The sequence below is a fragment of the Limnobacter sp. genome (genome assembly GCF_036405155.1).
Lineage (GTDB): Bacteria > Pseudomonadota > Gammaproteobacteria > Burkholderiales > Burkholderiaceae_B > Limnobacter.
Genome location: NZ_DASWYD010000004.1, coordinates 362,781 through 385,163 on the forward strand (window position 1 = coordinate 362,781; position 22,383 = coordinate 385,163).

General features: G+C 57.6%; 23 protein-coding genes. 19 read left to right on the forward strand and 4 right to left on the reverse strand.

Going from position 1 to position 22,383, the window contains the following annotated elements:
* The first annotated feature begins 16 nt into the window (after positions 1 to 16).
* The 8 genes from VGE55_RS05555 (at position 17) to VGE55_RS05590 (ending at position 7,859) form a co-directional block, all read left to right on the forward strand.
* Positions 17 to 1,681: a glycosyltransferase family 39 protein gene (locus tag VGE55_RS05555; protein ID WP_331130704.1), complete on the forward strand. Its 1,665-nt coding sequence runs from the start codon at positions 17 to 19 to the stop codon at positions 1,679 to 1,681.
* Positions 1,678 to 2,805: a DegT/DnrJ/EryC1/StrS family aminotransferase gene (locus VGE55_RS05560; protein WP_414674963.1), complete on the forward strand. Its 1,128-nt coding sequence runs from the start codon at positions 1,678 to 1,680 to the stop codon at positions 2,803 to 2,805. The genes VGE55_RS05555 and VGE55_RS05560 overlap by 4 nt, the downstream gene beginning before the upstream one ends.
* A complete protein-coding gene (locus VGE55_RS05565; RefSeq protein WP_331130706.1) occupies positions 2,802 to 3,749 on the forward strand; it encodes a glycosyltransferase in 948 nt (315 codons plus the stop codon). The genes VGE55_RS05560 and VGE55_RS05565 overlap by 4 nt, the downstream gene beginning before the upstream one ends.
* Positions 3,746 to 4,660 carry a formyltransferase gene (locus VGE55_RS05570; protein ID WP_331130707.1) on the forward strand — a complete coding sequence of 305 codons (915 nt, stop codon included), beginning with the start codon at positions 3,746 to 3,748 and terminating at the stop codon, positions 4,658 to 4,660. The genes VGE55_RS05565 and VGE55_RS05570 overlap by 4 nt, the downstream gene beginning before the upstream one ends.
* Positions 4,657 to 5,703: a bifunctional UDP-4-keto-pentose/UDP-xylose synthase gene (locus VGE55_RS05575; protein WP_331130708.1), complete on the forward strand. Its 1,047-nt coding sequence runs from the start codon at positions 4,657 to 4,659 to the stop codon at positions 5,701 to 5,703. Before VGE55_RS05570 ends, VGE55_RS05575 begins: the two co-directional genes overlap by 4 nt.
* Complete coding sequence (locus tag VGE55_RS05580; protein WP_331130709.1) at positions 5,700 to 6,629, forward strand: polysaccharide deacetylase family protein; 930 nt, start codon at positions 5,700 to 5,702, stop codon at positions 6,627 to 6,629. Before VGE55_RS05575 ends, VGE55_RS05580 begins: the two co-directional genes overlap by 4 nt.
* An 87-nt stretch (positions 6,630 to 6,716) precedes the next feature.
* Positions 6,717 to 7,394, forward strand: coding sequence for a PAQR family membrane homeostasis protein TrhA (trhA, locus tag VGE55_RS05585; protein WP_331130710.1), 678 nt, complete (start codon positions 6,717 to 6,719; stop codon positions 7,392 to 7,394).
* 27 nt (positions 7,395 to 7,421) lie between these two features.
* Positions 7,422 to 7,859, forward strand: a complete 438-nt coding sequence (locus tag VGE55_RS05590; RefSeq protein ID WP_331130711.1) for an OsmC family protein — start codon at positions 7,422 to 7,424, stop codon at positions 7,857 to 7,859.
* Between the two features lie 21 nt (positions 7,860 to 7,880).
* Here the strand turns inward: VGE55_RS05590 and VGE55_RS05595 are convergent, their stop codons facing one another.
* Positions 7,881 to 8,771, reverse strand: a complete 891-nt coding sequence (locus VGE55_RS05595; RefSeq protein WP_331130712.1) for an MBL fold metallo-hydrolase — start codon at positions 8,769 to 8,771, stop codon at positions 7,881 to 7,883.
* Between the two features lie 85 nt (positions 8,772 to 8,856).
* Between VGE55_RS05595 and VGE55_RS05600 the strand changes: the two genes are divergently transcribed.
* The 7 genes from VGE55_RS05600 to VGE55_RS05630 all read left to right on the forward strand — a co-directional run bounded on the left by VGE55_RS05600 (position 8,857) and on the right by VGE55_RS05630 (position 13,980).
* The gene (locus VGE55_RS05600; protein ID WP_331130713.1) at positions 8,857 to 9,180 is read left to right on the forward strand and encodes a metalloregulator ArsR/SmtB family transcription factor; all 324 of its coding nucleotides are present in this window, start codon (positions 8,857 to 8,859) and stop codon (positions 9,178 to 9,180) included.
* A complete protein-coding gene (locus VGE55_RS05605) occupies positions 9,177 to 9,611 on the forward strand; it encodes a YeeE/YedE family protein (RefSeq protein WP_331130714.1) in 435 nt (144 codons plus the stop codon). Before VGE55_RS05600 ends, VGE55_RS05605 begins: the two co-directional genes overlap by 4 nt.
* A gap of 12 nt (positions 9,612 to 9,623) precedes the next feature.
* Positions 9,624 to 10,061, forward strand: coding sequence for a YeeE/YedE family protein (locus tag VGE55_RS05610; protein ID WP_331130715.1), 438 nt, complete (start codon positions 9,624 to 9,626; stop codon positions 10,059 to 10,061).
* Between the two features lie 128 nt (positions 10,062 to 10,189).
* Complete coding sequence (locus tag VGE55_RS05615; RefSeq protein ID WP_331130716.1) at positions 10,190 to 10,879, forward strand: hypothetical protein; 690 nt, start codon at positions 10,190 to 10,192, stop codon at positions 10,877 to 10,879.
* Positions 10,876 to 11,700: a cobalamin-binding protein gene (locus VGE55_RS05620; protein ID WP_331130717.1), complete on the forward strand. Its 825-nt coding sequence runs from the start codon at positions 10,876 to 10,878 to the stop codon at positions 11,698 to 11,700. The genes VGE55_RS05615 and VGE55_RS05620 overlap by 4 nt, the downstream gene beginning before the upstream one ends.
* Complete coding sequence (locus VGE55_RS05625) at positions 11,697 to 12,590, forward strand: pirin family protein (protein ID WP_331130718.1); 894 nt, start codon at positions 11,697 to 11,699, stop codon at positions 12,588 to 12,590. Before VGE55_RS05620 ends, VGE55_RS05625 begins: the two co-directional genes overlap by 4 nt.
* 73 nt (positions 12,591 to 12,663) lie before the next feature.
* Positions 12,664 to 13,980: an NAD(P)/FAD-dependent oxidoreductase gene (locus VGE55_RS05630; RefSeq protein WP_331130719.1), complete on the forward strand. Its 1,317-nt coding sequence runs from the start codon at positions 12,664 to 12,666 to the stop codon at positions 13,978 to 13,980.
* Between the two features lie 5 nt (positions 13,981 to 13,985).
* On the opposite strand, the gene VGE55_RS05635 is transcribed toward VGE55_RS05630, so the two are convergent.
* On the reverse strand, positions 13,986 to 14,768 hold the full coding sequence (locus VGE55_RS05635; RefSeq protein WP_331130720.1) for a molybdopterin-dependent oxidoreductase: 783 nt from the start codon (positions 14,766 to 14,768) through the stop codon (positions 13,986 to 13,988).
* Positions 14,765 to 15,376, reverse strand: a complete 612-nt coding sequence (locus tag VGE55_RS05640; protein ID WP_331130721.1) for a cytochrome b/b6 domain-containing protein — start codon at positions 15,374 to 15,376, stop codon at positions 14,765 to 14,767. The genes VGE55_RS05635 and VGE55_RS05640 overlap by 4 nt, the downstream gene beginning before the upstream one ends.
* 133 nt (positions 15,377 to 15,509) lie before the next feature.
* Here VGE55_RS05640 and VGE55_RS05645 point away from each other — a divergent pair, with 133 nt between their 5' ends.
* From VGE55_RS05645 to VGE55_RS05660, 4 genes are all read left to right on the forward strand, one after another.
* Complete coding sequence (locus VGE55_RS05645) at positions 15,510 to 15,836, forward strand: hypothetical protein (RefSeq protein WP_331130722.1); 327 nt, start codon at positions 15,510 to 15,512, stop codon at positions 15,834 to 15,836.
* A 92-nt stretch (positions 15,837 to 15,928) separates the two neighbouring features.
* Positions 15,929 to 17,236 (forward strand): TolC family protein, encoded by a 1,308-nt coding sequence (locus tag VGE55_RS05650; RefSeq protein ID WP_331130723.1) that lies wholly within the window; start codon positions 15,929 to 15,931, stop codon positions 17,234 to 17,236.
* 4 nt (positions 17,237 to 17,240) lie between these two features.
* Positions 17,241 to 18,593 (forward strand): efflux RND transporter periplasmic adaptor subunit, encoded by a 1,353-nt coding sequence (locus VGE55_RS05655; RefSeq protein WP_331130724.1) that lies wholly within the window; start codon positions 17,241 to 17,243, stop codon positions 18,591 to 18,593.
* Positions 18,590 to 21,730 (forward strand): efflux RND transporter permease subunit, encoded by a 3,141-nt coding sequence (locus VGE55_RS05660; RefSeq protein WP_331130725.1) that lies wholly within the window; start codon positions 18,590 to 18,592, stop codon positions 21,728 to 21,730. Before VGE55_RS05655 ends, VGE55_RS05660 begins: the two co-directional genes overlap by 4 nt.
* Here the strand turns inward: VGE55_RS05660 and VGE55_RS05665 are convergent.
* The gene (locus tag VGE55_RS05665; protein ID WP_331130726.1) at positions 21,697 to 22,380 is read right to left on the reverse strand and encodes a Fe2+-dependent dioxygenase; all 684 of its coding nucleotides are present in this window, start codon (positions 22,378 to 22,380) and stop codon (positions 21,697 to 21,699) included. The genes VGE55_RS05660 and VGE55_RS05665 overlap by 34 nt on opposite strands.
* Between the last annotated feature and the right edge of the window lie 3 nt (positions 22,381 to 22,383).

Sequence of the window (22,383 nt, forward strand, 5' to 3'; positions counted from 1 at the left end):
TGATTTGGCATCCTGCATGCGTGCGATTGTTGAAACCCGGGCAAGCACTCAGGCCCCAACCAGTGTTTGGTTGTTTTGGGGCACGCTGGTCGCCTATTGGCTGGTTTCCCTGCAATTCAGGGCGCTGATTCACCCCGATGAAGGCCGCTACGCCACCTTGGCCATGGGCATGCTGCAAAGCGGCGACTGGATTACCCCCCGGCTCAATGGCCTGTTGTATTTCGAAAAGCCGATTTTTCAATATTGGGTGAGTGCCGTTTTTTTCGGGCTGATGGGTTTCTCGGAATTTGCCGCACGCCTTTGGCCTGGCTTGAGCGGGTTGATGACGATTGCAGTGGTGGGCTTTACCGCACGGCGGTTGTGGAGCCCGACAACAGGCCACCATGCAGCGCTGGTTTGCACGGGCACCCTGTGGATGTATGCCAACAGCCATTTTCTGACCTTGGACATGGGGGTGACCTTCTTCCTCACCTTGGCCTTGTGCGCATTCCTGTTGGCTCACCAGAGCACCACCGATCATCCGTCCAGTCGCCGCTGGATGTTGCTGGCCTGGGCCGCCATGGCAGGCGCCACGCTGTCCAAGGGTTTGATAGGTCTGTTGATTCCGGGTGGAACATTGTTCCTGTACTGCCTGACCACACGCGAATGGCGACTGCTTGGCCGCATGCATTGGTTGGCGGGTGTGGTTGTATTCGCACTCATCACGACCCCATGGTTTTGGTTGGTGAGCCAACGCAACCCGGGGTTTGCCCACTTCTTTTTCATTCATGAACACATTGAGCGTTTTCTGACCACCGAGCACCACCGGGAAGGGCCACCGTACTATTTCATTCCGATTGTGTTGGCGGGTTTTTTGCCTTGGACCAGTTGGTTGCCACGCATGCTGCGTTCTGCGTGGGCAGACCATTCGCACTCGATTCAGGTGGGTCGATTCCTCATCCTCTGGTCGTCGTTCGTGTTTGTATTTTTCAGTCTCTCAGGCTCCAAACTACCGTCCTACATTTTGCCCATGTTTCCTGCCATGGCCTTGATGTTGGCCCGCACGCTGGATGAAGCAAAGTCTGGCAGCATGCGCCGTCATTTGGTGTTGCCCGCTGCTGTGTGGGTGGTGTTGTTGGGCATTGCACCCATGGCCCACCGTTGGGCCAGTGCTGAATCGCCAGCCGCCGTGCTCAACGCCTTTGCTGTGTTTATTGCGGTGGCTGCACTCATTGGTTTGTTGGGCGTCGGTTTAACGTGGGGTTTCTTGCGCATTCAGAACACCACCGCAGCATTGCAGTCTTTGGTGTTGTCCACCGTGCTGGCCACCGGCATCGTGTTTTTGGGTCACGACCAATACGCCACCCTGAAAAGCAGCAAGGAAGTGGTGAGCTGGCTGCAGCAATACCTGGAGCCCGACACGGAAGTTTTTTCGGTGGGCATGTACGAGCACACCTTCCCCTTTTACCTGCGCAGGCCCGTCACGCTGGTCGCTTACGTGGACGAATTTCAGTTTGGGGAAACTGCAGAGCCGCAACGCTGGATTCCCACGTTGGAGGCCTTCAAACAACGCTGGTTGGCAACGCCCAAGGCCATGGCCATGACCAGCCCCGAAGTCTACAAAACCCTGTTGGCCTTGCAAGTTCCGATGCGGGTTATTTACCGCGATCCCCGCCGACTGGTCGTCATGAAACCGGAGTGACCCAGATGCAGACCAACCCCATTCCCATGACACGCCCCAGTGTGGACGAAGACACCATCGCAGCGGTGGCCGAAGTGCTGCGCTCTGGCTGGTTGACCACAGGGCCCAAATGCCGCGAACTGGAAAAGGCCCTGTCTGATCGCGCAGGCGGTCGACCTGTACGCCTGGTCAATTCGGCCACTGCAGCGCTGGAATTGGCCCTGCGGATTGCGGGCATTGGTCCGGGTGATGAAGTGATTACCACGGCGCTAAGCTGGGTGGCCACCGCCAATGTGATTTTGACGGTGGGTGCAAGGCCTGTATTTGTTGACATCGACCCGCGCACGCGCTTGATTGATCCGGATTTGATTGAAGCTGCCATCACGCCTCGCACCAAAGCCTTGATGCCTGTGGATTTGGCCGGTTTGCCTGTGGACCGTTCTGCGATTTATACCCTTGCGCAACGTCACGGCTTGCGCGTGATCGAAGACGCAGCACAGTCCCAAGGTGCCCGATGGAATGGCCATGAAATTGGTTCCATGGGCGACCTGGTGGCCTTCAGCTTTCACCCCAACAAAAACATGACCACGGGTGAGGGTGGGTGCCTGGTGATGAGCACCGAGGAAGAGACTGAACTGTTTGAGCGTCTGCGGCTGCAGGGCGTGAAGCGCAATGCAGACGGCACTTATGGCTGTGATGTTCTGGGCGGCAAAAGCAACATGACCGACATTGCTGCAGCCATTGGCTTGGGGCAACTCAAGCAGCTGGATGCGTTCAACGCGCACCGCAAAACCTTGGTGCGCCACTATTTCCAACGCTTGTCTGGCACTGGTTACGGGCTTCCAGTGGCCGACTTTGAGAACAGCAACTGGCACATGTTCCAAATCCTGATTCCGGAAAACTTCCCCATGGTGCGGGCTGAATTGATGGCTCGTTTGAAATCGGCAGGCATCACCACGGGTGTGCATTATCCGGCGATTCATCTTCTGGAACTGTTCAGGCAGCAGGGCTGGACCGAGGGCCAGTTGCCCCACACCGAGTCTGTGGCACGGCGCATTCTCACCTTGCCCCTGTTTTCCAGCATGACCCTGCAGGAAGTGGACCGGGTGTGCGATGCCGTGGTTCTGGAAGGAGGGGCGTCATGACTCAGCCCCTTGTGTCAGTGGTTATCCCGGTCTACAACGAAGAAGCGGGTCTTCAAGCCCTGTTTGACCGCTTGTACCCAGCCCTGGATGCGTTGGGTCAACCGTATGAAATCGTGTTTGTGAATGACGGCAGCCGAGACCGTTCTGGCGCGCTGCTGGCCAAACAATTTGAACGTCGTCCGGATGTAACCCGGGTGGTGTATTTTGCAGGCAACTTTGGTCAGCACAGGGCCATTCTGGCTGGCTTTGAACAGGTGCGTGGCCAGCGCATCATCACGCTGGATGCAGACCTTCAAAACCCGCCCGAGGACATACCCGTGTTGTTGGCGGCAATGGACCGTGGCTTTGACTATGTGGGTTCCATTCGCCGCCAGCGCAAAGACAGCCTGTGGCGGCACTGGGCCAGCCGGGCCATGAATGGTCTGCGTGAACGCCTGACGGGCATCCGCATGACAGACCAGGGCTGCATGATGCGGGCTTACAGCCGAACCATCATCAACCTCATCAACCAGTGTGGCGAAACCCACACCTTTATTCCGGCACTGGCTTACTCGTTTTCTGAAAACGCCACCGAGGTGGTGGTGGGCCATGAGGAGCGATTTGCGGGCGAATCCAAGTATTCGCTCTATAGCCTGATCCGATTGAACTTTGACCTCATGACAGGCTTCTCGATTGTACCGCTGCAATGGTTCTCCATGTTGGGCATGTTGGTGTCGATGGGCTCTGGTGTGTTGTTCCTCTACATGCTGGGGCGGCGCATCGTGATTGGGCCGGAGGAGGGCGGTGTGTTCACCCTCTTTGCGCTGGTGTTTTTCCTCATCGGCATTGCCTTGTTTGGCATTGGTTTGCTGGGCGAATACATTGGCCGCATTTATCAGGAAGTGCGACAACGGCCACGCTTTGTGATTTCGCATGTGCTTCAGCAGGCTGGAGAGCAGCGATGAGCAAAGTGGTGGTGTTTGCGTATCACGCTGTCGGTGTGCGCGGCTTGAAGGCTTTGCTGGCACTGGGTCTGGATATTCAATGCATTGTGACCCACCCTGACGATGCTGCCGAGACGGTTTGGTTTGACTCGGTGGCCCAGTTGGGGCGGGACTACAACATCCCGACCTTGTTCTCGGACTCGGTCACCGAACAGGATTTGATTGAACGCTTGCAGCACCTGCAACCCGATTTCATCTTCAGCTTTTATTACCGGCAGATGTTGTCACAGCGCGTGCTGGACTGCGCAGCGCGTGGGGCTTACAACCTGCATGGGTCGCTGTTGCCCAAGTACCGTGGCCGGGCACCCGTCAACTGGGCCATTCTCCACGGGGAAGCAGAAACCGGCGTGACCTTGCACGCCATGACAGCCAAACCCGACGCAGGCCATGTGGTGGACCAGGTGGCTGTGCCGATTTTGCCCGATGACAACGCACACGAGGTGTTTTCAAAAATTGTGGTAGCAGCCGAGCAATGCCTGCTGCGCGCGGTGCCTCGCCTGCTGAATGGCACTGCAGTGCTTCACCCCCAGAACCTGGCAGAGGGCCATTATTTTGGTGGCCGAACGGCTGATGATGGCCGCTTTAAGCTCAACTGGTCTGCCCAGCGCATTCACAACCTGGTGCGTGCGGTCACCCGGCCTTATCCCGGTGCATTCATCGACACACCTCAAGGGCGCCTCAACCTTTGGAAAACCCGTGCGCTGCCCGGCGAACTGCCCGTTGAATTGCCACAGCGCGACACGTTGATGGTTCAAAACGGCCAACTGTGCCTGCAACCGTCTGGTGGTGGCCTTCTTCTCATTCTTGATGCAGACCTCAACGGCCAAGCCTTGACCGCCACGTCTGCTGTTTTACCCATGGTGCTGACATGAAGAAAATTCTGATATTGGGTGTCAATGGTTTCATTGGCCACCACCTGACCCAGCGGATATTGAACACCACGAACTGGGAGGTGTACGGCATGGACATGCACACCGACAAAATCCGAGAATTTCTGGACAATCCGCGATTCCACTTTTTTGAAGGTGACATCACCATCAACCAGGAATGGATTGAATACCATGTGAAGAAGTGCGATGTGGTGTTGCCTTTGGTGGCCATTGCCACGCCGTCCGCCTACGTGAAAGCGCCGTTGAAGGTGTTTGAGCTGGACTTTGAGGCGAACCTGCCCATCATCAAATGGTGTGTGAAGTACCGCAAGCGCGTGGTGTTTCCGTCCACCTCTGAAGTGTATGGCATGAGCACCGATGAAGCCTTTGACCCGGAAAGCTCGGACTTTGTGTATGGCCCCATCAACAAGCCGCGCTGGATTTATGCCTGTTCAAAGCAACTGATGGACCGTGTGATTGCTGCCTATGGACAGCAAGAGGGGTTGGACTACACTTTGTTTCGCCCTTTCAACTGGATCGGCGCCGGGCTGGACAGCATCCACACACCCAAGGAAGGCTCAAGCCGCGTCATCACGCAGTTTTTGGGACACATTGCGCGGGGTGAGCCCATCAAGCTGGTGGACGGTGGTTCCCAAAAGCGTTCCTTCACATTCGTTGACGATGGCATTGATGCACTCATGAAAATTCTGGAGAACGCCAACGGGATTGCCACCGGAAAAATTTACAACATCGGCAACCCGGCCAACAATTATTCGGTGCGCGAGTTGGCGGAAATGATGCTGACCATGGCGGCCCAATACCCTGAATATGCCAGCCGTTTGAGTTCAGTCCAATTGTTGGACACCACGTCTGGTGAGTACTATGGGCAAGGCTATCAAGATGTCAAAAACCGCGTACCCAAAATCATCAATACCGAAGTTGAATTGAACTGGCAGCCAAGCACATCCATGCAGGACGCCCTCCGGAAAATCCTCGAGTTTTACCGCGATCAGGTTGCGGTCGTTCGGGATTTGACACCCGCATGAGCCGGTTTCTTGCCCTCAAAGTCGATGTGGACACCTGGCGTGGCACGCGCGAGGGTGTGCCGCAACTGATGAAGTTATTCGACACGCATGGCGTGCGCGCCACCTTTCTGTTCAGCCTGGGGCCAGACCACACGGGCCGTGCCATCAAACGGGTGTTCCGTCCCGGCTTTTTGGGCAAAGTGAGCCGCACCTCGGTGCTGGAGCATTACGGTCTGAAAACCTTGCTGTACGGCACGCTGTTGCCGGGCCCAGACATTGGCAGACGCGAGGCCGCGTTGATGCGGGGTGTGAAAGCCGCTGGCCATGAAGTGGGTGTGCATTGTTGGGACCACATTCGTTGGCAGGATGGTGTGGCACAGGCCGATACAGCGTGGACAGAGCGTGAATTCAACAAGGCCATGGAACGCTTTGCAGACATTTTTGGATGCCGCCCAGCGGTGCATGGTGCTGCTGGTTGGCAAATGAACGACGCAGCGTATGAACTGGAGCGGCGATGGGGGTTGTTGTACGCGTCCGATGGTCGGGGTACGCACCCGTTTCAGCCGGTGAATGCGCAGGGCATGCCGATGGGTGTGCCGCAATTGCCCACCACCTTGCCCACGCTGGACGAGCTGATCGGCCTGGATGGCTGGACTCCCGACAACGTGCATGAAGCCCTGCTGGGTGTAACGCGGGCCAGTGGTGATGCTCTGCACGTGTATACCCTGCATGCGGAGCTGGAAGGCTTGCGTTTGTTGGACGTGCTGGATCGGTTGCTGCACGGCTGGAAAGCCCAGGGCTACACGCTGGGCACCTGTCTGGAGGTCTTCCGTCAACTCAACCTGGCAACCCTGCCGCATCACACCGTCGATATGGGTGAAATTGCCGGGCGTAGCGGTGCGCTGGCACTGCAAGGGCGTGCTGTGGGTACTGCACTGTCGAGTTAGATCTCCACAACAATTCACAGCCTTGTGGCAATATTGGGTCGCCTGACCCATTTCGGTGTCATGTCCCTTGAATTGGAGACTTGTGGCATGCAGCCAGCCGTTGCCCCCGTCGTTGCCCCAACCGCACCTTACTCACCCGCTGAGGAATTGGCCAATGCACTCAGCCATGGCTTGGCCGCGCTGGCTGCTGCAGTGGTGGCTGTGTTGCTGGTGTTGAAATCGGCACCCGTGCTCAGCGCCAGTGAACTCGCAGGCGTGGTGGTGTATGGTGCCAGTCTCGTGCTGCTGTTTGCCGCATCAACCCTGTACCACGCCACCCGCAACGTGCAGGCCAAGGCGGTGTTCAAGCGCATGGACCATTGTGCCATCTACCTGCTCATTGCGGGCACCTACACGCCCATGCTGATGCTGACCCTGCACACCACCTCAGCAACGGTTCTGCTGTGGGTGGTTTGGGCGCTGGCCTGTGCAGGTATTGTGTTCAAGCTGTTTTTTATTCACCGTTTCAAAAGGCTGTCCCTCATCACCTACTTGCTGATGGGGTGGTCGTCGATTGTGCTCATTCGTGATTTGTGGGAGGCGTTTCCACGCGACGCCTTCTGGCTGCTGATTGGCGGTGGTTTGTGTTTCACAGTAGGGGCTGGCTTTTATGCCGCGAAAAAAGTGAAGTTCACCCACGCTGTATGGCACTTGTGGGTGGTGGCCGGTGCAGCGTGCCATTGTGCGGTCATTTGGTTTTATGTCATTCCATCCACCACAGCTTAACTGCCCGAAAGGGTTGGGAGAAAGACCATGGAACGCATCACGGTTGTTCAGCAGCAAGGCTTCCAATGCCAAACCCACTTTGGTGAAGGGCTTGCCCCCATCACCACGGATGAACCTGCACCGCTGGGCACGGGTACTGGCCCGTCTCCGGTCCAACTGTTGGCGTCCGCTGTGGGCAATTGCCTCACCGCGTCTTTCTACTTTGCCCTGAAAAAATTCAAGAATGAACCCCAGCCCTTGCGCTGCGAGGTACAAGCGGAGGTGGGCCGAAACCCGGACGGAAAAATGCGGGTGTTGTCATTGCAGGCTGCTTTGCACATTCAGGATGACCCGGCCACGCTGGAGCAACTGGACCGGGCATTGGCTCAGTTTGAAGGTTTTTGCACGGTGACTCAAAGCGTGGCGGCTGGCATACCGGTCAGCATTTCAGTGCACGGTCCAGCGGGTGAAAAGCTCAAGGGCTGAGCCTGTTTAAATCCCTCGACTTCAGGCGCTACCCAGCACGTTCAAGGGCACCTTCAGATAACTCACCCCATCGTCTTCCGGTGGCGGCATTTGCCCTGCGCGCACATTGATCTGGATGGATGGAATGATGAGCGCGGGCACTTCCAGCGTCGCATCCCGCGCCTTGCGCATGGCCACAAATTCATCTTCCGAAATGCCATCCCGCACATGAATGTTGTGTGCGCGTTGCTCAGCCACCGTGGTTTCCCAGCGGGTTTCACGGCCTTTGGGCGGGTAGTCGTGGCAGACGTACATGCGCGTGTTAGCGGGCAAGCTGAGTATCCGCTTCATGGACTGGTACAGGGTGTGTGCATCTCCACCCGGAAAATCAGCCCGGGCAGATCCTACATCGGGCATGAACAGGGTGTCGCCCACAAACACAGCACCGTCCAGCACGTACGCCATATCCGCTGGGGTGTGTCCGGGCACCAGCAGCGCGGTTACCACCGTCTCGCCAATCCGAAAGGTTTCGCCATCGACAAACAGGTGGTCAAACTGACTGCCGTCGGGCAAAAAGTTGCGTTCCAGGTTGAACAGTTTTTTGAACACCGCCTGCACCTGCCGAATGTTTTCACCGATGGCGATTTTTCCACCCAGGGTCTGCTGCAGGTAGCGTGCGCTCGACAAATGGTCTGCATGCGCATGGGTTTCCAATATCCAGTCCACGGTCAGTTGTTCGCTCAACACATAACCAATGATGCGGTCTGCAGACTGTGTGGTGGTGCGCCCGGACTTCACATTGAAATCCAGCACTGGGTCGATGATGGCGGCATGCCGTGTCGCCAAGTCCACCACCACGTAACTCACCGTCCAGGTGGTTGGGTCAAAGAAGGCTTGAACATGGGTCTGCATGGCGCTGGCTCCTGCGTGCATGGTGCACACCAAAATCAATCTATTGACTAATAGTATATAAAAATATATATTGATGTCAAATCATGTATAAGTGCGAAACACCACCATGAAAGTACACAATCTGGACCCGCAGCGCATGCGCGAGGCCGCCACCGAGGCGGTTGGCGTGCTGAAGCTGATGGCCAACGAAGACCGCCTGTTGCTGTTGTGCCAACTGTCGCAAGAGGAACTGTGTGTGAGTGACCTTGAAGCGCGTCTGGACATCCGCCAGCCCACCTTGTCGCAACAATTGGGTGTGTTGCGCAACGAGGGTGTGGTGGACACACGACGCGACGGCAAACGGATTTTTTATCGAGTGGCAGACCCGCGTTTGTTGCAAATGCTCGGGCTGATGTACGACCTTTATTGTCCAACCGGAGACAACACATGACCATCGACTGGAATTCATTCACACCGTGGGCCTCGCTGGCGGGTGGTTTGCTCATCGGTTTGTCTGCAGCCTTGTTTGTGCTGCTCAATGGCCGAATTGCGGGCATCAGCGGCATTTTGGGTGGCTTGCTTCGGCCCACGCCGGGTGACATGGCTTGGCGTGTGGCCTTTGTGGGTGGCCTGGTGTTGGCGCCGGTGTTGTATACCTTGTTTGTAGGCCCTGTGCACAGCCAGATTGATGTCGGTTTTGGTGCCTTGGTGCTGGGAGGGTTGCTGGTCGGCTTGGGCACACGTTATGGGTCGGGTTGCACCAGCGGTCATGGTGTGTGTGGTTTGTCCCGCTTGTCGCCACGCTCGTTGGTCGCCACGGTCAGTTTCATGGCTGCAGGCTTTGCCACGGTGTACGTGGTTCGTCATGCCTTCGGCCTTTAAGGAGAATTTGTCATGACTGCAGTTGTTTCGTTGCTGGTGGGTTTGATTTTTGGTTTCGGGCTGATTGTTTCTGGCATGGCCAACCCAGCCAAAGTGCTCGGTTTTTTGGATTTGGCTGGCCAGTGGGACCCATCCCTGGCCTTTGTGATGGGCGGTGCGATTGCGGTGGGCTTGATTGCATTCACGGTGGCACGCAAGCGCAAGGTGTCGTTCTTGGGTGCAGACATGCGCTTGCCCAAAGCCAGTGAAATTGACCGACGCCTGGTCATCGGCAGCCTCATGTTTGGGGTGGGTTGGGGCATTGCCGGTTTTTGCCCTGGTCCCGCTTTGGTTGCCTTGGGCTTGTTCGGTGTGGGTGCGGGTAGCGCCAAGGCGATTGTGTTTGTGGCATCCATGCTGGGTGGCATGGTAGTGTTTCAGCTTCTGGAGCTCGCTAAAAAAGGCCATTGAACTCAATCCTGCAGTTTATCGCCCCGCTGTCTGCCTGGTTGGTGATGTTCAACCTGGGCCTTAAAACACCCGCTGATTTACCGGGCTGGCGGACAAACCATGCCGTTCGATTCTGGTGGGCTCATTATGTGAGCCCATTGCTCGTGCTGCTCTTGCTTCAATCGCTGGGTGTTCTGTCGCTGCCGGCCTTGCTTGGCTTGTCGGTGTGCATCCTTGCTGGTACTGGAACTTCCTCGGTACCGATGGCCTTGGCCGTTGGGGCCAAACCCGGGGCAGTCTCTTCCCGACTGGTGGTCAGCGCTGTGGTGGCGCTGGTGTCCATTCCATTGGTCACATTTTTGTTGATGGACAACCGTCAGGCGCTTCAGCAGGCCTTGCTGGTTCTGGCTGTGTTGTTGTTTGCAGTGGGCCTGCCATGGGTGTTGGGGCAGTGGTGTTCCCGCCATCAGCACGTGCCAGCACCTTGGCGCACACGTCTCGAAGCGGCGGGCAACTGGAGTGTGGTCTTGTTGATCGTATTCGTTGCGGTGCGCGAGTTGCCCAAGTTGCCCCAGCATTGGGATTTGGCGGCAGCCTCCAGCCTGCTGGTGGTCACTTTGTGTGTGGGCGGTTTGTGGGCTGAAGGCCAGAAAGGCCTGGCCATCACCGCGCTGATCCGGAACCTCACATTGAGCATTTTGGTACTGAGCAGCTTGAACACCGATCCAGAAGCGTTCACGGCCATGAGTGTGTTTGGTGCTGTCATGTACCTGGCGGCCATTCCCTTGAATCGTTGGTCGCGGCGCAGGTTGCAGGCCTCGGCCGAGGTCATTGCATGAGCTTCACACCCAAAGGCCCCCAGCGCATTGTGTGCCTCACCGAGGAAACCACGGAGTGGCTGTATTTGCTCGGCCAAGAGCACCGCATCGTGGGCATTTCCGGCTACACGGTTCGCCCCAAGCGGGCGCGTCAGGAAAAGCCGAAAGTCAGTGCCTTTTTGAGTGCCAAAATTGATCACATTCTGGACTTGAAGCCCGATTGTGTTTTTGGCTTTTCAGACCTGCAGGCTGACATTGCTGCGCAGCTTATTCGCCATGGCATACAAGTCACCGTGTTTAACCAGCGCAGCATTCCCGAAATCCTGGACATGCTGTTTCAAGTGGCTTCCATGGTCAATGCACAAGCCCGTGGGCTTGAATTGCTCGCGGAAATGCAGCGCAACTTGGACACTGTGGCGGCCGAATCCGCCCGTTTGCCGCGTCATCCGCGTGTGTATTTTGAGGAGTGGGACACACCGGCCATTAGCGCCATTCAGTGGGTGTCTGAATTGATCAACCTGGCAGGCGGAACCGATATTTTTCCCGAGTTGGCCCGTGAAAGTCTGGGAAAAAATCGAATCATTGCAGACACCCGTGAGATTGTGGTCCGTCAGCCAGACCTCATCATCGGCTCTTGGTGTGGCAAGAAATTTCGTCCCGAGCAAGTGTCTGCGCGCCCAGGCTGGGAGGCGGTTCCTGCCGTGAAATCTGGCCATGTGTTTGAAATCAAATCTCCGCTGATTTTGCAGCCAGGGCCGGCCTGTCTCACCGATGGTTTAATGGCCTTGAAAAACCTCATCCACGGTTGGGCCTATAACACCCTCCACCCGGAGTCGCCATGAGCACACTGATTCACATCCCCTTGCGTGCAGCCGACCTGGGTGAGGGCTTTTTGGTTCGCCGTGCTTTGCCCAGCAAGTTGCATCGGATGGTGGGTGCCTGGTGCTTTCTGGACCATGCGGGGCCAGTGCGGTTTGCTCAAGGCAAAGGCATGCATGTGGGGGCGCATCCGCACATCGGGTTGCAAACCTTCACCTGGCTGATGGACGGTGAAGTGATGCACCGGGACAGCCTTGGGCATGTGCAGCCCATCAAGCCCGGACAGGTGAACCTGATGACGGCCGGGCGGGGCATTGTGCACACTGAGGATTCAGTGACGGATGGTACCAGCCTGCATGCGGCCCAGTTGTGGATCGCCCTCCCGGAACATTTGCAACACTGCGAGCCACGCTTTCAGCACTACGACAAACTGCCAGTGTGGACTGAGCAACAGGTGCAATTCACACTGTTGGTTGGGGAGTTGGCCGGGCATCGTGCACCGACCGAGGTCCATTCCCCCTTGCTGGCTTTGGAGCTGCGAAACACGGTGGCCTGCCCGATTGATTTGCCAACCAACGCTGCGTTTGAATACGCGGTGCTCGTGTTGGAAGGGGGATGTTCAGTGCAGGGGGAGGTTGTTGATTCTCAAACCTGTGTGGTCCTTCCCCGTGGGGGGAATGTAGAGGCTCAAACCTTGAGCCTGAAACTCAATGCCTGTTCCCGAATCCTGGTGTTGGGTGGCGAGCCCTTCGAACAGCCCGTCCAGATGTGGTGGAATTTTGTGGCACACAGCAAAGAAGCCATTGCACGGGCCCAAGCGGATTGGGAGCAGGGCACGAGCCGTTTTCCAGTTGTGTTGCAAGCCAATGGTGAGCCAGCGCCCCGCCTGCAGGCCCCAGCTTTGCCATGGTGATTGTGCGCTGCACAAAATTTCGTTAACATGACAGAAGTAGCCAGTCATGTAATCCGAAGAGGAGGCTCATTCCATGAACCTGTCAAACATTGTCATCGTGGGTGGTGGCGCTGGTGGCCTTGAATTGGCCTGCAAACTCGGCCGCAAGTTTGGGCCTGAACTCGGCCCCAAGTGCGTCACCTTGGTGGACGCAAAAACCTACCACATCTGGAAACCCTCGTTGCACGAAGTGGCTGCGGGCACTCTGGACATACACCAGGAAGGCCTGTCTTATTCCATGCTGGCCTACAACAACAGTTTCAATTTTGTGTTGGGCAGTCTGGATGGTTTGCAGACAGATACTCGACACATCACCTTGTCACCAGTGTTGGATGACGCCGGTGATGAAGTGCTGCCCAAACGAACCTTGCACTATGACCGTTTGGTGATTGCGATCGGAAGCCAGTCCAATTACTTCGGTGTGAACGGTGCAGCCGAGCACACCATCTCCCTGGACGGCCCCCAGCAAGCTGAAAGTTTTCGGCTGAAGATGCTCAAACAACTGGCCATGCTGGACCTGCGCAAGCAGGAAGACCCCTCAGCCAGTTTGAACATCGTCATCATTGGTGCCGGTGCCACCGGTGTTGAGCTTGCAGCCGAGCTGCGTGAGGCCAGCCATGTACACAGCCGGTTTGGGTTCCGCCACATTGACGCTGCGCGCGATGTGAACATCACCCTTCTGGAAGGCGCAACAAAAATCCTGCCGGTGTTGCCAGAGAATGTGTCCGACGCAGCAAAGGCACTGCTGGAAGCGCGCCATGTGAACATCGTCAACCAGTGCAAGGTGGTGGATATTTCGCCCAAGCAGGTGTTGGATGCTGCGGGCAATCAATACAAAGCGGATTTGTGTGTGTGGGCAGCGGGTATCAAGGCACCGGCTTTGTTGGCCACCCTGGGTTTGCCGGTGAACCGAAACAATCAGCTGGAAGTGGAAGCCAACTTGCAAGTCAAAGGGCATGCTGCCATTTTTTCGCTGGGCGATTGCGCAGCCTGTCCTCAACCCGACGGCAGTTGGGTGCCGCCCCGTGCACAGTCTGCACATCAGCAGGCAGATTACCTGGTGGCCCGCTTTGTTGCGGAAAGCAAAGGGCGTCCACCCAGTGGCAAGCCCTATTTGTACAAAGACCACGGGTCGCTGGTGTCCTTGGGCACGCGCAGCTCGGTCGGCAGCCTGATGGGCAATTTGTTCAAAGCCAGCAATGTGTTTGTGGAAGGGTTTTTCGCACGGTCCATGTACGTGAGTTTGCACCTCATGCATCACCATGCCGTGCTGGGGCCAGTCAAAACATTCTTGCTGGCCATGGCGCGATTTTTAACCAAGCGGGCCACCCCGCTGGTCAAGCTGCACTAGGTGTACTAAATACCCCCAAACCAGTTGTAGCCCTGGTCTTCCCAATAGCCACCGGTGTAGGCGTTGGCCACAAACAGGGTGGTGATGTGTTTGGGGTTTTTGTAGCCCAGCTTGGTGGGCATGCGCAACTTCATGGGAAAACCGTATTTGGGCGGCAGCACATCACCATCGTAGGTCAGTGTCAGCAGGGTTTGTGGGTGCAGGGCGGTGGGCATGTCGATGCTGGTGTAGTAGTCGTCAGCACATTTAAAGCCCACATATTTGGCCGTGGTGTCTGCACCAATCAATTTTAAAAAGCTAGAAAACCGCACACCACCCCAGCGGCCAATGGCACTCCAGCCCTCCACGCACACATGTCGCGTGATTTGTTCTTCTTGAGGCAGAGCGCGCAGCGCATCCAGTGTCCAGGCCTGTTTGTTGGCAATCAGCCCAGCCAGCTCCAGCCTGTAATCGGCCTCGTCAACCGTTACAACGTCTTCTTCACCGTAATAGGCATTGAATGGAAACGGGCGTGTCATGTCAGCGGGTGTGTAGGTGGGGGCCAGTGCTGTGGGCGAGAACAATGCACCCTGCACGCGGTCGTTGAACCGCGACACTGTCATCAGGGCCTTCTCTACGCTGGCTTCATCCGTCAGGCTGCAGCCTGACAACAGACTGAGCGTGCCCAACCCAGAGCTGAGTAAAAAGCCACGCCGCTGAAGGTTAGGCGCCATTTTTATCAAGGCCCGGTTGGCCTCCTGTTGAACCTCGGAATCAATATGGAGTTGGCGTTTTTTGTAGACCATCATTTTGCTCCCGTGTGTTTCAGGCCCAGCATGGCCAGCAGTGTGCGGGGCACGAAGGCCACCATGGCCAAGTGAATCAAGACGAACAATACAATCCCGCTCATGGCACCAAAGTGAATCCAGCGCGCTGTTTCATATCCACCCAACAAGTCCCGAAGCAGACCAAACTGAACCGACTTCCACAGCACCAGTCCACTCAAAATCACCAAACCAAGCAGGCCGAGTACACCCAAATAAGCCAGTTGTTGAATGGCGTTGTATTGCAGAGGGTTGGTGTGGCTGAGTTGACCACGCAGAAAGTCGCGGATATCTGTGCCTAAATTGCGAAATAATCCGACGATTAATGTGTGATGCAATCGCCCTGTGACGATTGAAAACCCGAGGTAGACCAGCAGGTTGGCCGCCAGCAACCACATGGCTGCAAAATGCCACTGCAAGGCACCGCCCAACCAGCCACCCAGCGTAATCCCGGGTGGGAAATACCATGCGAACAGCGGCGATGCATTGAAAATTTTCCAGCCACTGGTGACCATGACGACGACGGCCAGCGCATTCAGCCAATGCCAAATTCGGACCCAACGGGGGTGGATGGAAGGGATGGTGTGCGCCATGGGTAACCTCGATGGTGGTCTGTGTTCACGAATTCGAACCCCACCCGAGAAAAGTTACACATGGGGCTTACTCGGGCTGGACAGCACCGCATGCTTGTCTGATACTAAGGGCCTCGTTGCTGGTGTTGTGTTGATGAAAGCTGCCCGTTGGATCTATCTCATCGTGCTGTGCAGTCTGGTGCTGAAACTGGGCATGCAGGCCATGCCGTGCTGCATGGAATGGCCCAGCTTGGAGACACATTCTGCGCAGCAGTTCACGGGGCTTGCCAGCACCGCGGCGAAGTCAGGTGAATCCGAGGCCTGTGTTTTAAAAGTGGCCGTGGCATCTCCAGTACTGGCTGTGTTCAATTTCACCAGCACTCAATGTGTTCTTCAGCCCTTCCAGCAGGCTGCGCCCATGCCCTCCGACATTTGGCTGGATGCCGCCATCACAGTGCCATTCAAACCCCCCAAAGCCTGAAAGTCCTCCTGATTTGAATTGAAAGGGTGTGCCCCCAAACAGTCACTGTTGGGGCACTGGATGTTCTATTGTTGATGTATCGGAGAGTGGCCATGGCCCTTTTCAGCCGGCGGCAATGTGTGGTTCCGTTGCTGTTTTTGAGTATTCTTTGTGTCGTCCAGCCGCTACACGCGGCCGATGCCCAATACACCTTGAGCCAGGCGCAGCAAGCGTTGGGCAGTCAGTCATCCATCGGGCTGGATGAAGCCATTGAACGGGCGGTGGGGCGTTCACAAGCCTTGCAGGCGGCAGACAACAAAGCGCAGGTGGCACGTTTGCTGTCGCGCGCCAGCCTGGCCGGTGATGACCCGGTCTTGAACCTGTCGTTGACCAACCTGCCCATCAATGGCGCGGATGCATTCAGTGTTGGGCGCGACTTCATGACCATGCGCAGCATCGGCTTCATGCAGACCTGGGTGCGGCAGGCACGCCGACAGGCACAATCCACCGTGTTTGCCAGCGATGAAATGCTGGCCCGTGTTGAACGGGCCCAGCAGGTGAGCTTTATCAAAACTGAAACCGCCAAGGCCTGGTTTGGCCAATGGTTGACGGCTCAAATGTTGCGATCCGTAGAACAACAACAACAAGCATTGCAACTGCAATTGTTGGGTGCAAAAGCTGGCTTTGAAAGCAGCACACAATCGGCCACCGATGTACTGAACGCCAACATGGCGCTGCTGGAATGGCAACAGTTGTTGGCAAGCCTAGAGGCCCAACAGGACATTGCCCAACACGATTTGAAACGTTGGGTGGGCACCGAAACCCGCACAGCCGACTTCAATCCGCAGCGGTTGACCCACACCCAGTGGCGCATGGACAGCCTGATGACCGACATTGAGCAAGTACCGGAATTGACCATGGCCCAACAGAGCATTGCCAAGGCGCAGGCCCAACTGGCCCTCAGCCGGGAGAGTCTGGAACCCGACTGGACCTACAGCGTGATGCTGTCAGCCCGGGGACCTCAATATTCGGACATGCTGACCGTGGGCGCTTCACGTCCCCTGCTGTGGAACACCGATGAAAAGCAGGCCTTGGCAGTGGAGGCGCAGCAAGCCGGGGTGCTCCAAATGCAGGCGGAGTACTTGGAGCTGCAGCGCAGGCTACAGCACTCGGTGGAGCGTCGGCTGATTCAATACAACAGTTTGCTGACCCAGTGGACGATTGCGAAAGAGTCCATCCTGCCGCTGGCCAAGGCCGTGAGCCAACAGGCCCAAGCCGATTACGCCAGCGGAAAAATCACCCTGACCACCCTGGCCAATGCACGACGCGAAGCGTTGAATGCTGAGCTGAACAGTTTGCGCCAACAACTGGAACTGGCCTTGGCATGGGCTGAGCTTCAGTATCTGACTGCGCAGGAGTAAATCCATGAAACAGATGTACAAAGCAGCGATTGGTTTGGTGGTTGTTCTGTTGATTGCAGTCACAGCTTGGTGGTTGGGCATGCAACGGGGCATGTCCATGGCAGGCTCAGGGCATGAGCCTGTTTCGACACAGCACCCTTCGACCGACCCGGGCAACTGGTCGATTGAGCAAGGGGAGGAGGCCACTCGCCGGCACATCAGCAGCGGCTTGAAAGCCGGTGATGTAGACCCCGAAACTGGATTGAAAATCCAGTATTACCACGACCCGATGGTGCCCGGAAAACGGTTTGATGCGCCGGGAAAAAGCCCATTCATGGACATGATGCTGGTGCCGGCCTATCAGACCAACACGGGCGCAGACCCGGGCACCATCGCCATCAGCCCCCGCATCCAGCAGAACCTGGGCATTCGAACGACGGTGGCGAAGCGGGCCAGCCTCAACCCCACCGCGCTTGCGCAGGGCACCGTGCAGTGGAATGAGCGGCACCGGGTGGTGTTGCAGGCCCGGACTACGGGGTTTGTGGAGTCGCTGGGGGTGAAGGCCGCCTACGACCCCGTGCGGGCCGGGCAACTGGTCGTGCAGCTGTATGCGCCCGACTGGGTGGCTGCACAGCGCGATTACCTGGCGTTGCTGCAGGCCGGTGCCTGGGTGGACGCCACCTTGCTGGATGCGGCGAAGCAGCGCATGCGCCAGGTGGGATTAAGCCCTGCCCAAATTTCAACCGTGGTTCAACGCCAGCAGCTTGTTCCTGCTGTGGCCGTGGTGTCGCCCCAGACTGGTGTGGTCACCCAATTGATGGTGCGTGAGGGCATGACCGTGCAGGCTGGCACCCCTTTGGCGGAAATCAACACCCTGGACTCCGTGTGGCTGGATGTGGAGGTGCCTCAGGCCCAGCTTGGATTGATCAAGGTGGGTTTGGCTGCCGTGGTGAGCAACCCGGCTGAGCCCGGAACCACATTTCCGGCGCGTGTGCAGGCGGTGTTGCCCCAGTTGAACAACCAGACCCGCACAGCTGTTGTTCGACTTGAGGTGGACAACACCCGCCGCCAGTTGATGCCGGGTCAGTTTGTGTCGGCCCGACTGGCGGTGGGGCAGCGCCAGCCTGCTGTGCTGGTGCCGTCCGAGGCGGTGATTGACACCGGTCGGCGCACTGTGGTCATGGTCGACTTGGGCAATGGGCATTTCGCCGCCCAGGCTGTTCGACTGGGGCTGGAGGACAACGGTCAGGTGGAGGTGTTGTCCGGGCTTTCCGAAGGGCAATCGGTGGTGTTGTCGGGGCAGTTCCTGATTGATTCGGAGGCCAGTCTGCGCGGTCTGGAAGATCGGTTGAATGAAACTGCTGGAGCCAAACCATGATTCGCAGCCTGATTGAATGGTCGGTGCACAACCGGATGCTGGTGTTGCTGGCCAGCGCCATGCTCACGGTGGCGGGGTTGTTGACCTTGCCGCAAACACCGGTGGACGCATTGCCAGACCTGTCGGATGTGCAGGTGATTGTGCGCACCAGTTACCCGGGGCAAGCACCCCAGATTGTGGAAAAGCAGGTGACCTATCCACTCACCACCACCCTGTTGTCTGTGCCCGGAGCCAAGGATGTTCGGGGTTTCTCTTTTTTTGGGGACAGTTTTGTCTACGTGATTTTCGAGGATGGCGTGGACCTGTACTGGGCGCGTTCGCGGGTTCTGGAGTATTTGAACCAGGCGCAGTCCACCTTGCCTGCGGGTGCAAAAAGTACCCTGGGGCCGGATGCAACCGGGGTTGGTTGGGTGTATCAGTATGCGCTGCGAGACACCACACACCGCCTGGACTTGGCGCAACTCCGGTCCATTCAGGATTGGTACTTGAAGCCCCAACTGAAAACCGCCTTGAACGTGTCCGAAGTGGCCTCCATCGGTGGTTTTGTGAAGCAGTATCAGGTGGTGCTCAATCCGCTGGCCATGGCTGCGCGAGGCGTGTCCGTCAAGGACGTGGTGTCCGCCATTGAGTCGGCCAATCAGGAAGCAGGTGGGTCTGTGATTGAACTGGGCGAGGCCGAATACATGGTGCGTGCCACGGGTTATCTCGCCTCGCTGGACGACTTCCGGTCCATTCTGATTCAGGGCAATAACCGGGGTGTGCCCGTGGTGCTGAGCGACGTGGCCCGCATTCAACTGGGGCCAGACATGCGGCGCGGTGTGGGCGAGCTCAATGGCGAGGGCGAGGCAGTGGGCGGTGTGGTGGTGATGCGCAGCGGAAAAAACGCACTGGACACCATCGAGGCGGTGAAGGCCAGCATTGAAAAACTGAAACCGGGTTTGCCCAAGGGCGTCGAGCTGGTGCCCGTGTACGACCGGTCGACGTTGATCCGCTCGGCCATTGCCAACCTCACCCACAAGCTGCTGGAAGAAATGCTGGTGGTCTCGCTGGTGTGCGCTGTGTTTCTCTGGCATGTGCGCTCATCGCTGGTGGCGGTGGTGTCATTGCCGCTGGGTATCCTGGCCGCGTTCATCGTCATGCGGGTTCAGGGTGTGAATGCCAATGTGATGTCGCTGGGGGGCATTGCGATCGCGATTGGGGCCATGGTGGATGCTGCGCTGGTGATGATTGAAAACGCCCACAAACACCTGGAACGCTGGCAGCAGGAACATCCGGACGAAACGCTCGATGCCCCCACCCGTTGGCAGTTGATGCAGCAGGCATCTGTCGAGGTTGGCCCCGCCTTGTTTGCCTCCTTGCTCATCATTACCCTGAGCTTTGTTCCAGTGTTTGCCTTGCAGGCCCAGGAGGGGCGCCTTTTTGCACCGCTGGCGTATACCAAAACCTACGCCATGGCGGCTTCGGCGGTGTTGGCGGTTACCCTGATCCCGGTCTTGATGGGGTACCTGATTCGCGGGCAGGTGCCCGGTGAAGACCGCAACCCCTTGAACCGCTGGATGGTGGCGGCCTATCGACCCCTGCTGAACCGTGCCCTGAAGCACCCCCGGTTGACGGTGTTGCTGGGCGGTGTGCTCACCGTGCTCAGCCTGTGGCCGTTGTTGCATTTGGGGTCTGAATTCATGCCCCCGTTGGATGAGGGCGATGTGCTGTACATGCCCACCGCGCTGCCCGGTTTGTCGATTGGCAAGGCAGCCGAGTTGCTGCAGCAAACAGACCGACTGATCAAACAGGTGCCCGAGGTGGCCTCCGTCTATGGCAAGGCCGGGCGGGCCGAAACAGCCACAGACCCGGCGCCGGTCGAAATGTTTGAAACCGTGATTCAGTTCAAGCCCAGAGACCAATGGCGACCGGGCATGACGCCAGACCGATTGGTGGAGGAATTGGACCGCACTGTGCGTGTTCCCGGTTTGAGCAACATTTGGGTGCCACCCATTCGCAACCGGATTGACATGTTGGCCACCGGCATCAAAAGCCCGGTGGGCGTGAAGGTGACCGGGCCAGACCTTGCCACGATAGACCGCATTGCAGGGCAGGTTGAGCAGGCGGTGAAACCGGTTGCCGGTGTGACCAGCGCGCTGGCCGAGCGCCTGACCGGTGGCCGCTACATTGAACTGACGGTGGACCGCGCAGCCGCAGCCCGTTACGGCATGACAGTGGCCGATGTGCAAGCCTGGATCGGTGGTGCTGTGGGGGGGCAGGTGGTGGGTGAGACCGTTGAAGGACTGGAGAGATACCCCATTCAAATTCGTTACCCGCGTGAGCTTCGGGATTCACCCCGGGCGTTGGCGACCATGCCCATTCAAACGCCGCTTGGGCAACAAATCTTGCTGGGCGATGTCGCCCGCGTGTCGCTGACGGAAGGGCCACCCATGCTTCGCAGCGAGAATGCGCGGCTGGCAGGCTATGTGTATGTTGATATTCGTGGGCGCGACTTGGATGCTGCTGTGAAGGACATGCAACACGCAGTGGCTCAATCCGTGAGCCTGCCCCCCGGTTATTCCATCAGCTGGTCGGGGCAGTTTGAATACCTGGAGCGCGCCGCACAGCGGTTGACCGTCGTCGTGCCCATGACCTTGCTGATTATTCTCGTGTTGCTGACAGGCACCTTTGGTTCCTTGGGGCAGGGCCTGCTGATCATGGCCACCTTGCCAATCGCACTCACCGGCGGCTTGTGGTTGGTGTGGGCTTTGGGGTTCAACTTGTCGGTTGCTGTGGGGGTGGGCCTCATTGCCTTGGCGGGTGTGGCAGCAGAGTTTGGTGTGGTGATGTTGATGTACCTCAACCAGGCCTGGAAGGCCCGCTTGGCGGGGGGGCTTACCAGTGACGACCATTTGCTGGAGGCGATTGTGGAAGGGGCAGTTCTTCGGGTTCGACCCAAGGCCATGACCGTGTTCACCATTCTGGCGGGTTTGCTCCCCATTTTGTGGAGCAGTGGCACGGGCAGCGAGGTCATGCAGCGTATTGCAGCACCCATGGTGGGGGGTATGGTCACTGCCCCCTTGTTGTCGCTGTTCGTGGTGCCAGCCGCTTACTTTTGGATGAATCAAAGTTCAGCATACCGCCGCATCAGGTTGTGATACACACCGGTCAGCCGCACCACCTCGGGGTGTTGCTGACCCACTTCCTGTGTGAGCTGTTGAATGCTTTGGTCCAGATCAAACAGCAACTGGCGCACACCGTCGTCCCGAATCAGGCTTTGCAGCCAGAAGAATGCGGCCAGGCGTTCACCGTGGGTAACTGCGTTGACTTGGTGCAGGCTGCTGGCCGAGTACAGCACCATGTCCCCCGCGTTCAGTTTCACCTCTTGCGAGCCAAACTGGCTTTCAATCACCAACTCACCACCCTCATAGCTGTCGGGCTCCATGAGAAAGAGGGTGGCCGACAGGTCGGTGCGAATGAGTTGCGTGGTGCCGGTGATGGGCCGAATGGCATTGTCCACATGCACGCCAAAATGTTCACCACCCCGGTAGCGGTTAAACAGGGGCGGATAAATGCTTTTGGGCAAGGCAGCCGACAGAAAGAGGGGGTGAGCACCCAGCTTTTTCAGAATCAGGTTGCCCAGTTGCTGCGCCACGGGGCTCAGTTCGGGCAGTTGTTGATTCACCTTGACCGATGCGGACTGCGAACCCGCTGTGGCTTTGCCATCGGTCCAATCCGCAGTGTGCAAAGCAGCTCGGCATGTGTGCAGCGCGTCGGCATCCAACACAGCGGGAATCACGATCAGCATGGT

What these genes read in the sequence shown, in the direction of transcription:
- VGE55_RS05555 (WP_331130704.1), top strand. Translation starts at nt 17, where the DNA reads ATGCGTGCGATTGTTGAAACCCGGGCAAGCACTCAGGCCCCAACCAGT.
- VGE55_RS05565 (WP_331130706.1), top strand. Translation starts at nt 2,802, where the DNA reads ATGACTCAGCCCCTTGTGTCAGTGGTTATCCCGGTCTACAACGAAGAA.
- VGE55_RS05570 (WP_331130707.1), top strand. Translation starts at nt 3,746, where the DNA reads ATGAGCAAAGTGGTGGTGTTTGCGTATCACGCTGTCGGTGTGCGCGGC.
- VGE55_RS05575 (WP_331130708.1), top strand. Translation starts at nt 4,657, where the DNA reads ATGAAGAAAATTCTGATATTGGGTGTCAATGGTTTCATTGGCCACCAC.
- VGE55_RS05580 (WP_331130709.1), top strand. Translation starts at nt 5,700, where the DNA reads ATGAGCCGGTTTCTTGCCCTCAAAGTCGATGTGGACACCTGGCGTGGC.
- trhA (WP_331130710.1), top strand. Translation starts at nt 6,717, where the DNA reads ATGCAGCCAGCCGTTGCCCCCGTCGTTGCCCCAACCGCACCTTACTCA.
- VGE55_RS05590 (WP_331130711.1), top strand. Translation starts at nt 7,422, where the DNA reads ATGGAACGCATCACGGTTGTTCAGCAGCAAGGCTTCCAATGCCAAACC.
- VGE55_RS05595 (WP_331130712.1), bottom strand. Translation starts at nt 8,771, where the DNA reads ATGCACGCAGGAGCCAGCGCCATGCAGACCCATGTTCAAGCCTTCTTT.
- VGE55_RS05600 (WP_331130713.1), top strand. Translation starts at nt 8,857, where the DNA reads ATGAAAGTACACAATCTGGACCCGCAGCGCATGCGCGAGGCCGCCACC.
- VGE55_RS05605 (WP_331130714.1), top strand. Translation starts at nt 9,177, where the DNA reads ATGACCATCGACTGGAATTCATTCACACCGTGGGCCTCGCTGGCGGGT.
- VGE55_RS05610 (WP_331130715.1), top strand. Translation starts at nt 9,624, where the DNA reads ATGACTGCAGTTGTTTCGTTGCTGGTGGGTTTGATTTTTGGTTTCGGG.
- VGE55_RS05620 (WP_331130717.1), top strand. Translation starts at nt 10,876, where the DNA reads ATGAGCTTCACACCCAAAGGCCCCCAGCGCATTGTGTGCCTCACCGAG.
- VGE55_RS05625 (WP_331130718.1), top strand. Translation starts at nt 11,697, where the DNA reads ATGAGCACACTGATTCACATCCCCTTGCGTGCAGCCGACCTGGGTGAG.
- VGE55_RS05630 (WP_331130719.1), top strand. Translation starts at nt 12,664, where the DNA reads ATGAACCTGTCAAACATTGTCATCGTGGGTGGTGGCGCTGGTGGCCTT.
- VGE55_RS05635 (WP_331130720.1), bottom strand. Translation starts at nt 14,768, where the DNA reads ATGATGGTCTACAAAAAACGCCAACTCCATATTGATTCCGAGGTTCAA.
- VGE55_RS05640 (WP_331130721.1), bottom strand. Translation starts at nt 15,376, where the DNA reads ATGGCGCACACCATCCCTTCCATCCACCCCCGTTGGGTCCGAATTTGG.
- VGE55_RS05645 (WP_331130722.1), top strand. Translation starts at nt 15,510, where the DNA reads ATGAAAGCTGCCCGTTGGATCTATCTCATCGTGCTGTGCAGTCTGGTG.
- VGE55_RS05650 (WP_331130723.1), top strand. Translation starts at nt 15,929, where the DNA reads ATGGCCCTTTTCAGCCGGCGGCAATGTGTGGTTCCGTTGCTGTTTTTG.
- VGE55_RS05655 (WP_331130724.1), top strand. Translation starts at nt 17,241, where the DNA reads ATGAAACAGATGTACAAAGCAGCGATTGGTTTGGTGGTTGTTCTGTTG.
- VGE55_RS05660 (WP_331130725.1), top strand. Translation starts at nt 18,590, where the DNA reads ATGATTCGCAGCCTGATTGAATGGTCGGTGCACAACCGGATGCTGGTG.
- VGE55_RS05665 (WP_331130726.1), bottom strand. Translation starts at nt 22,380, where the DNA reads ATGCTGATCGTGATTCCCGCTGTGTTGGATGCCGACGCGCTGCACACA.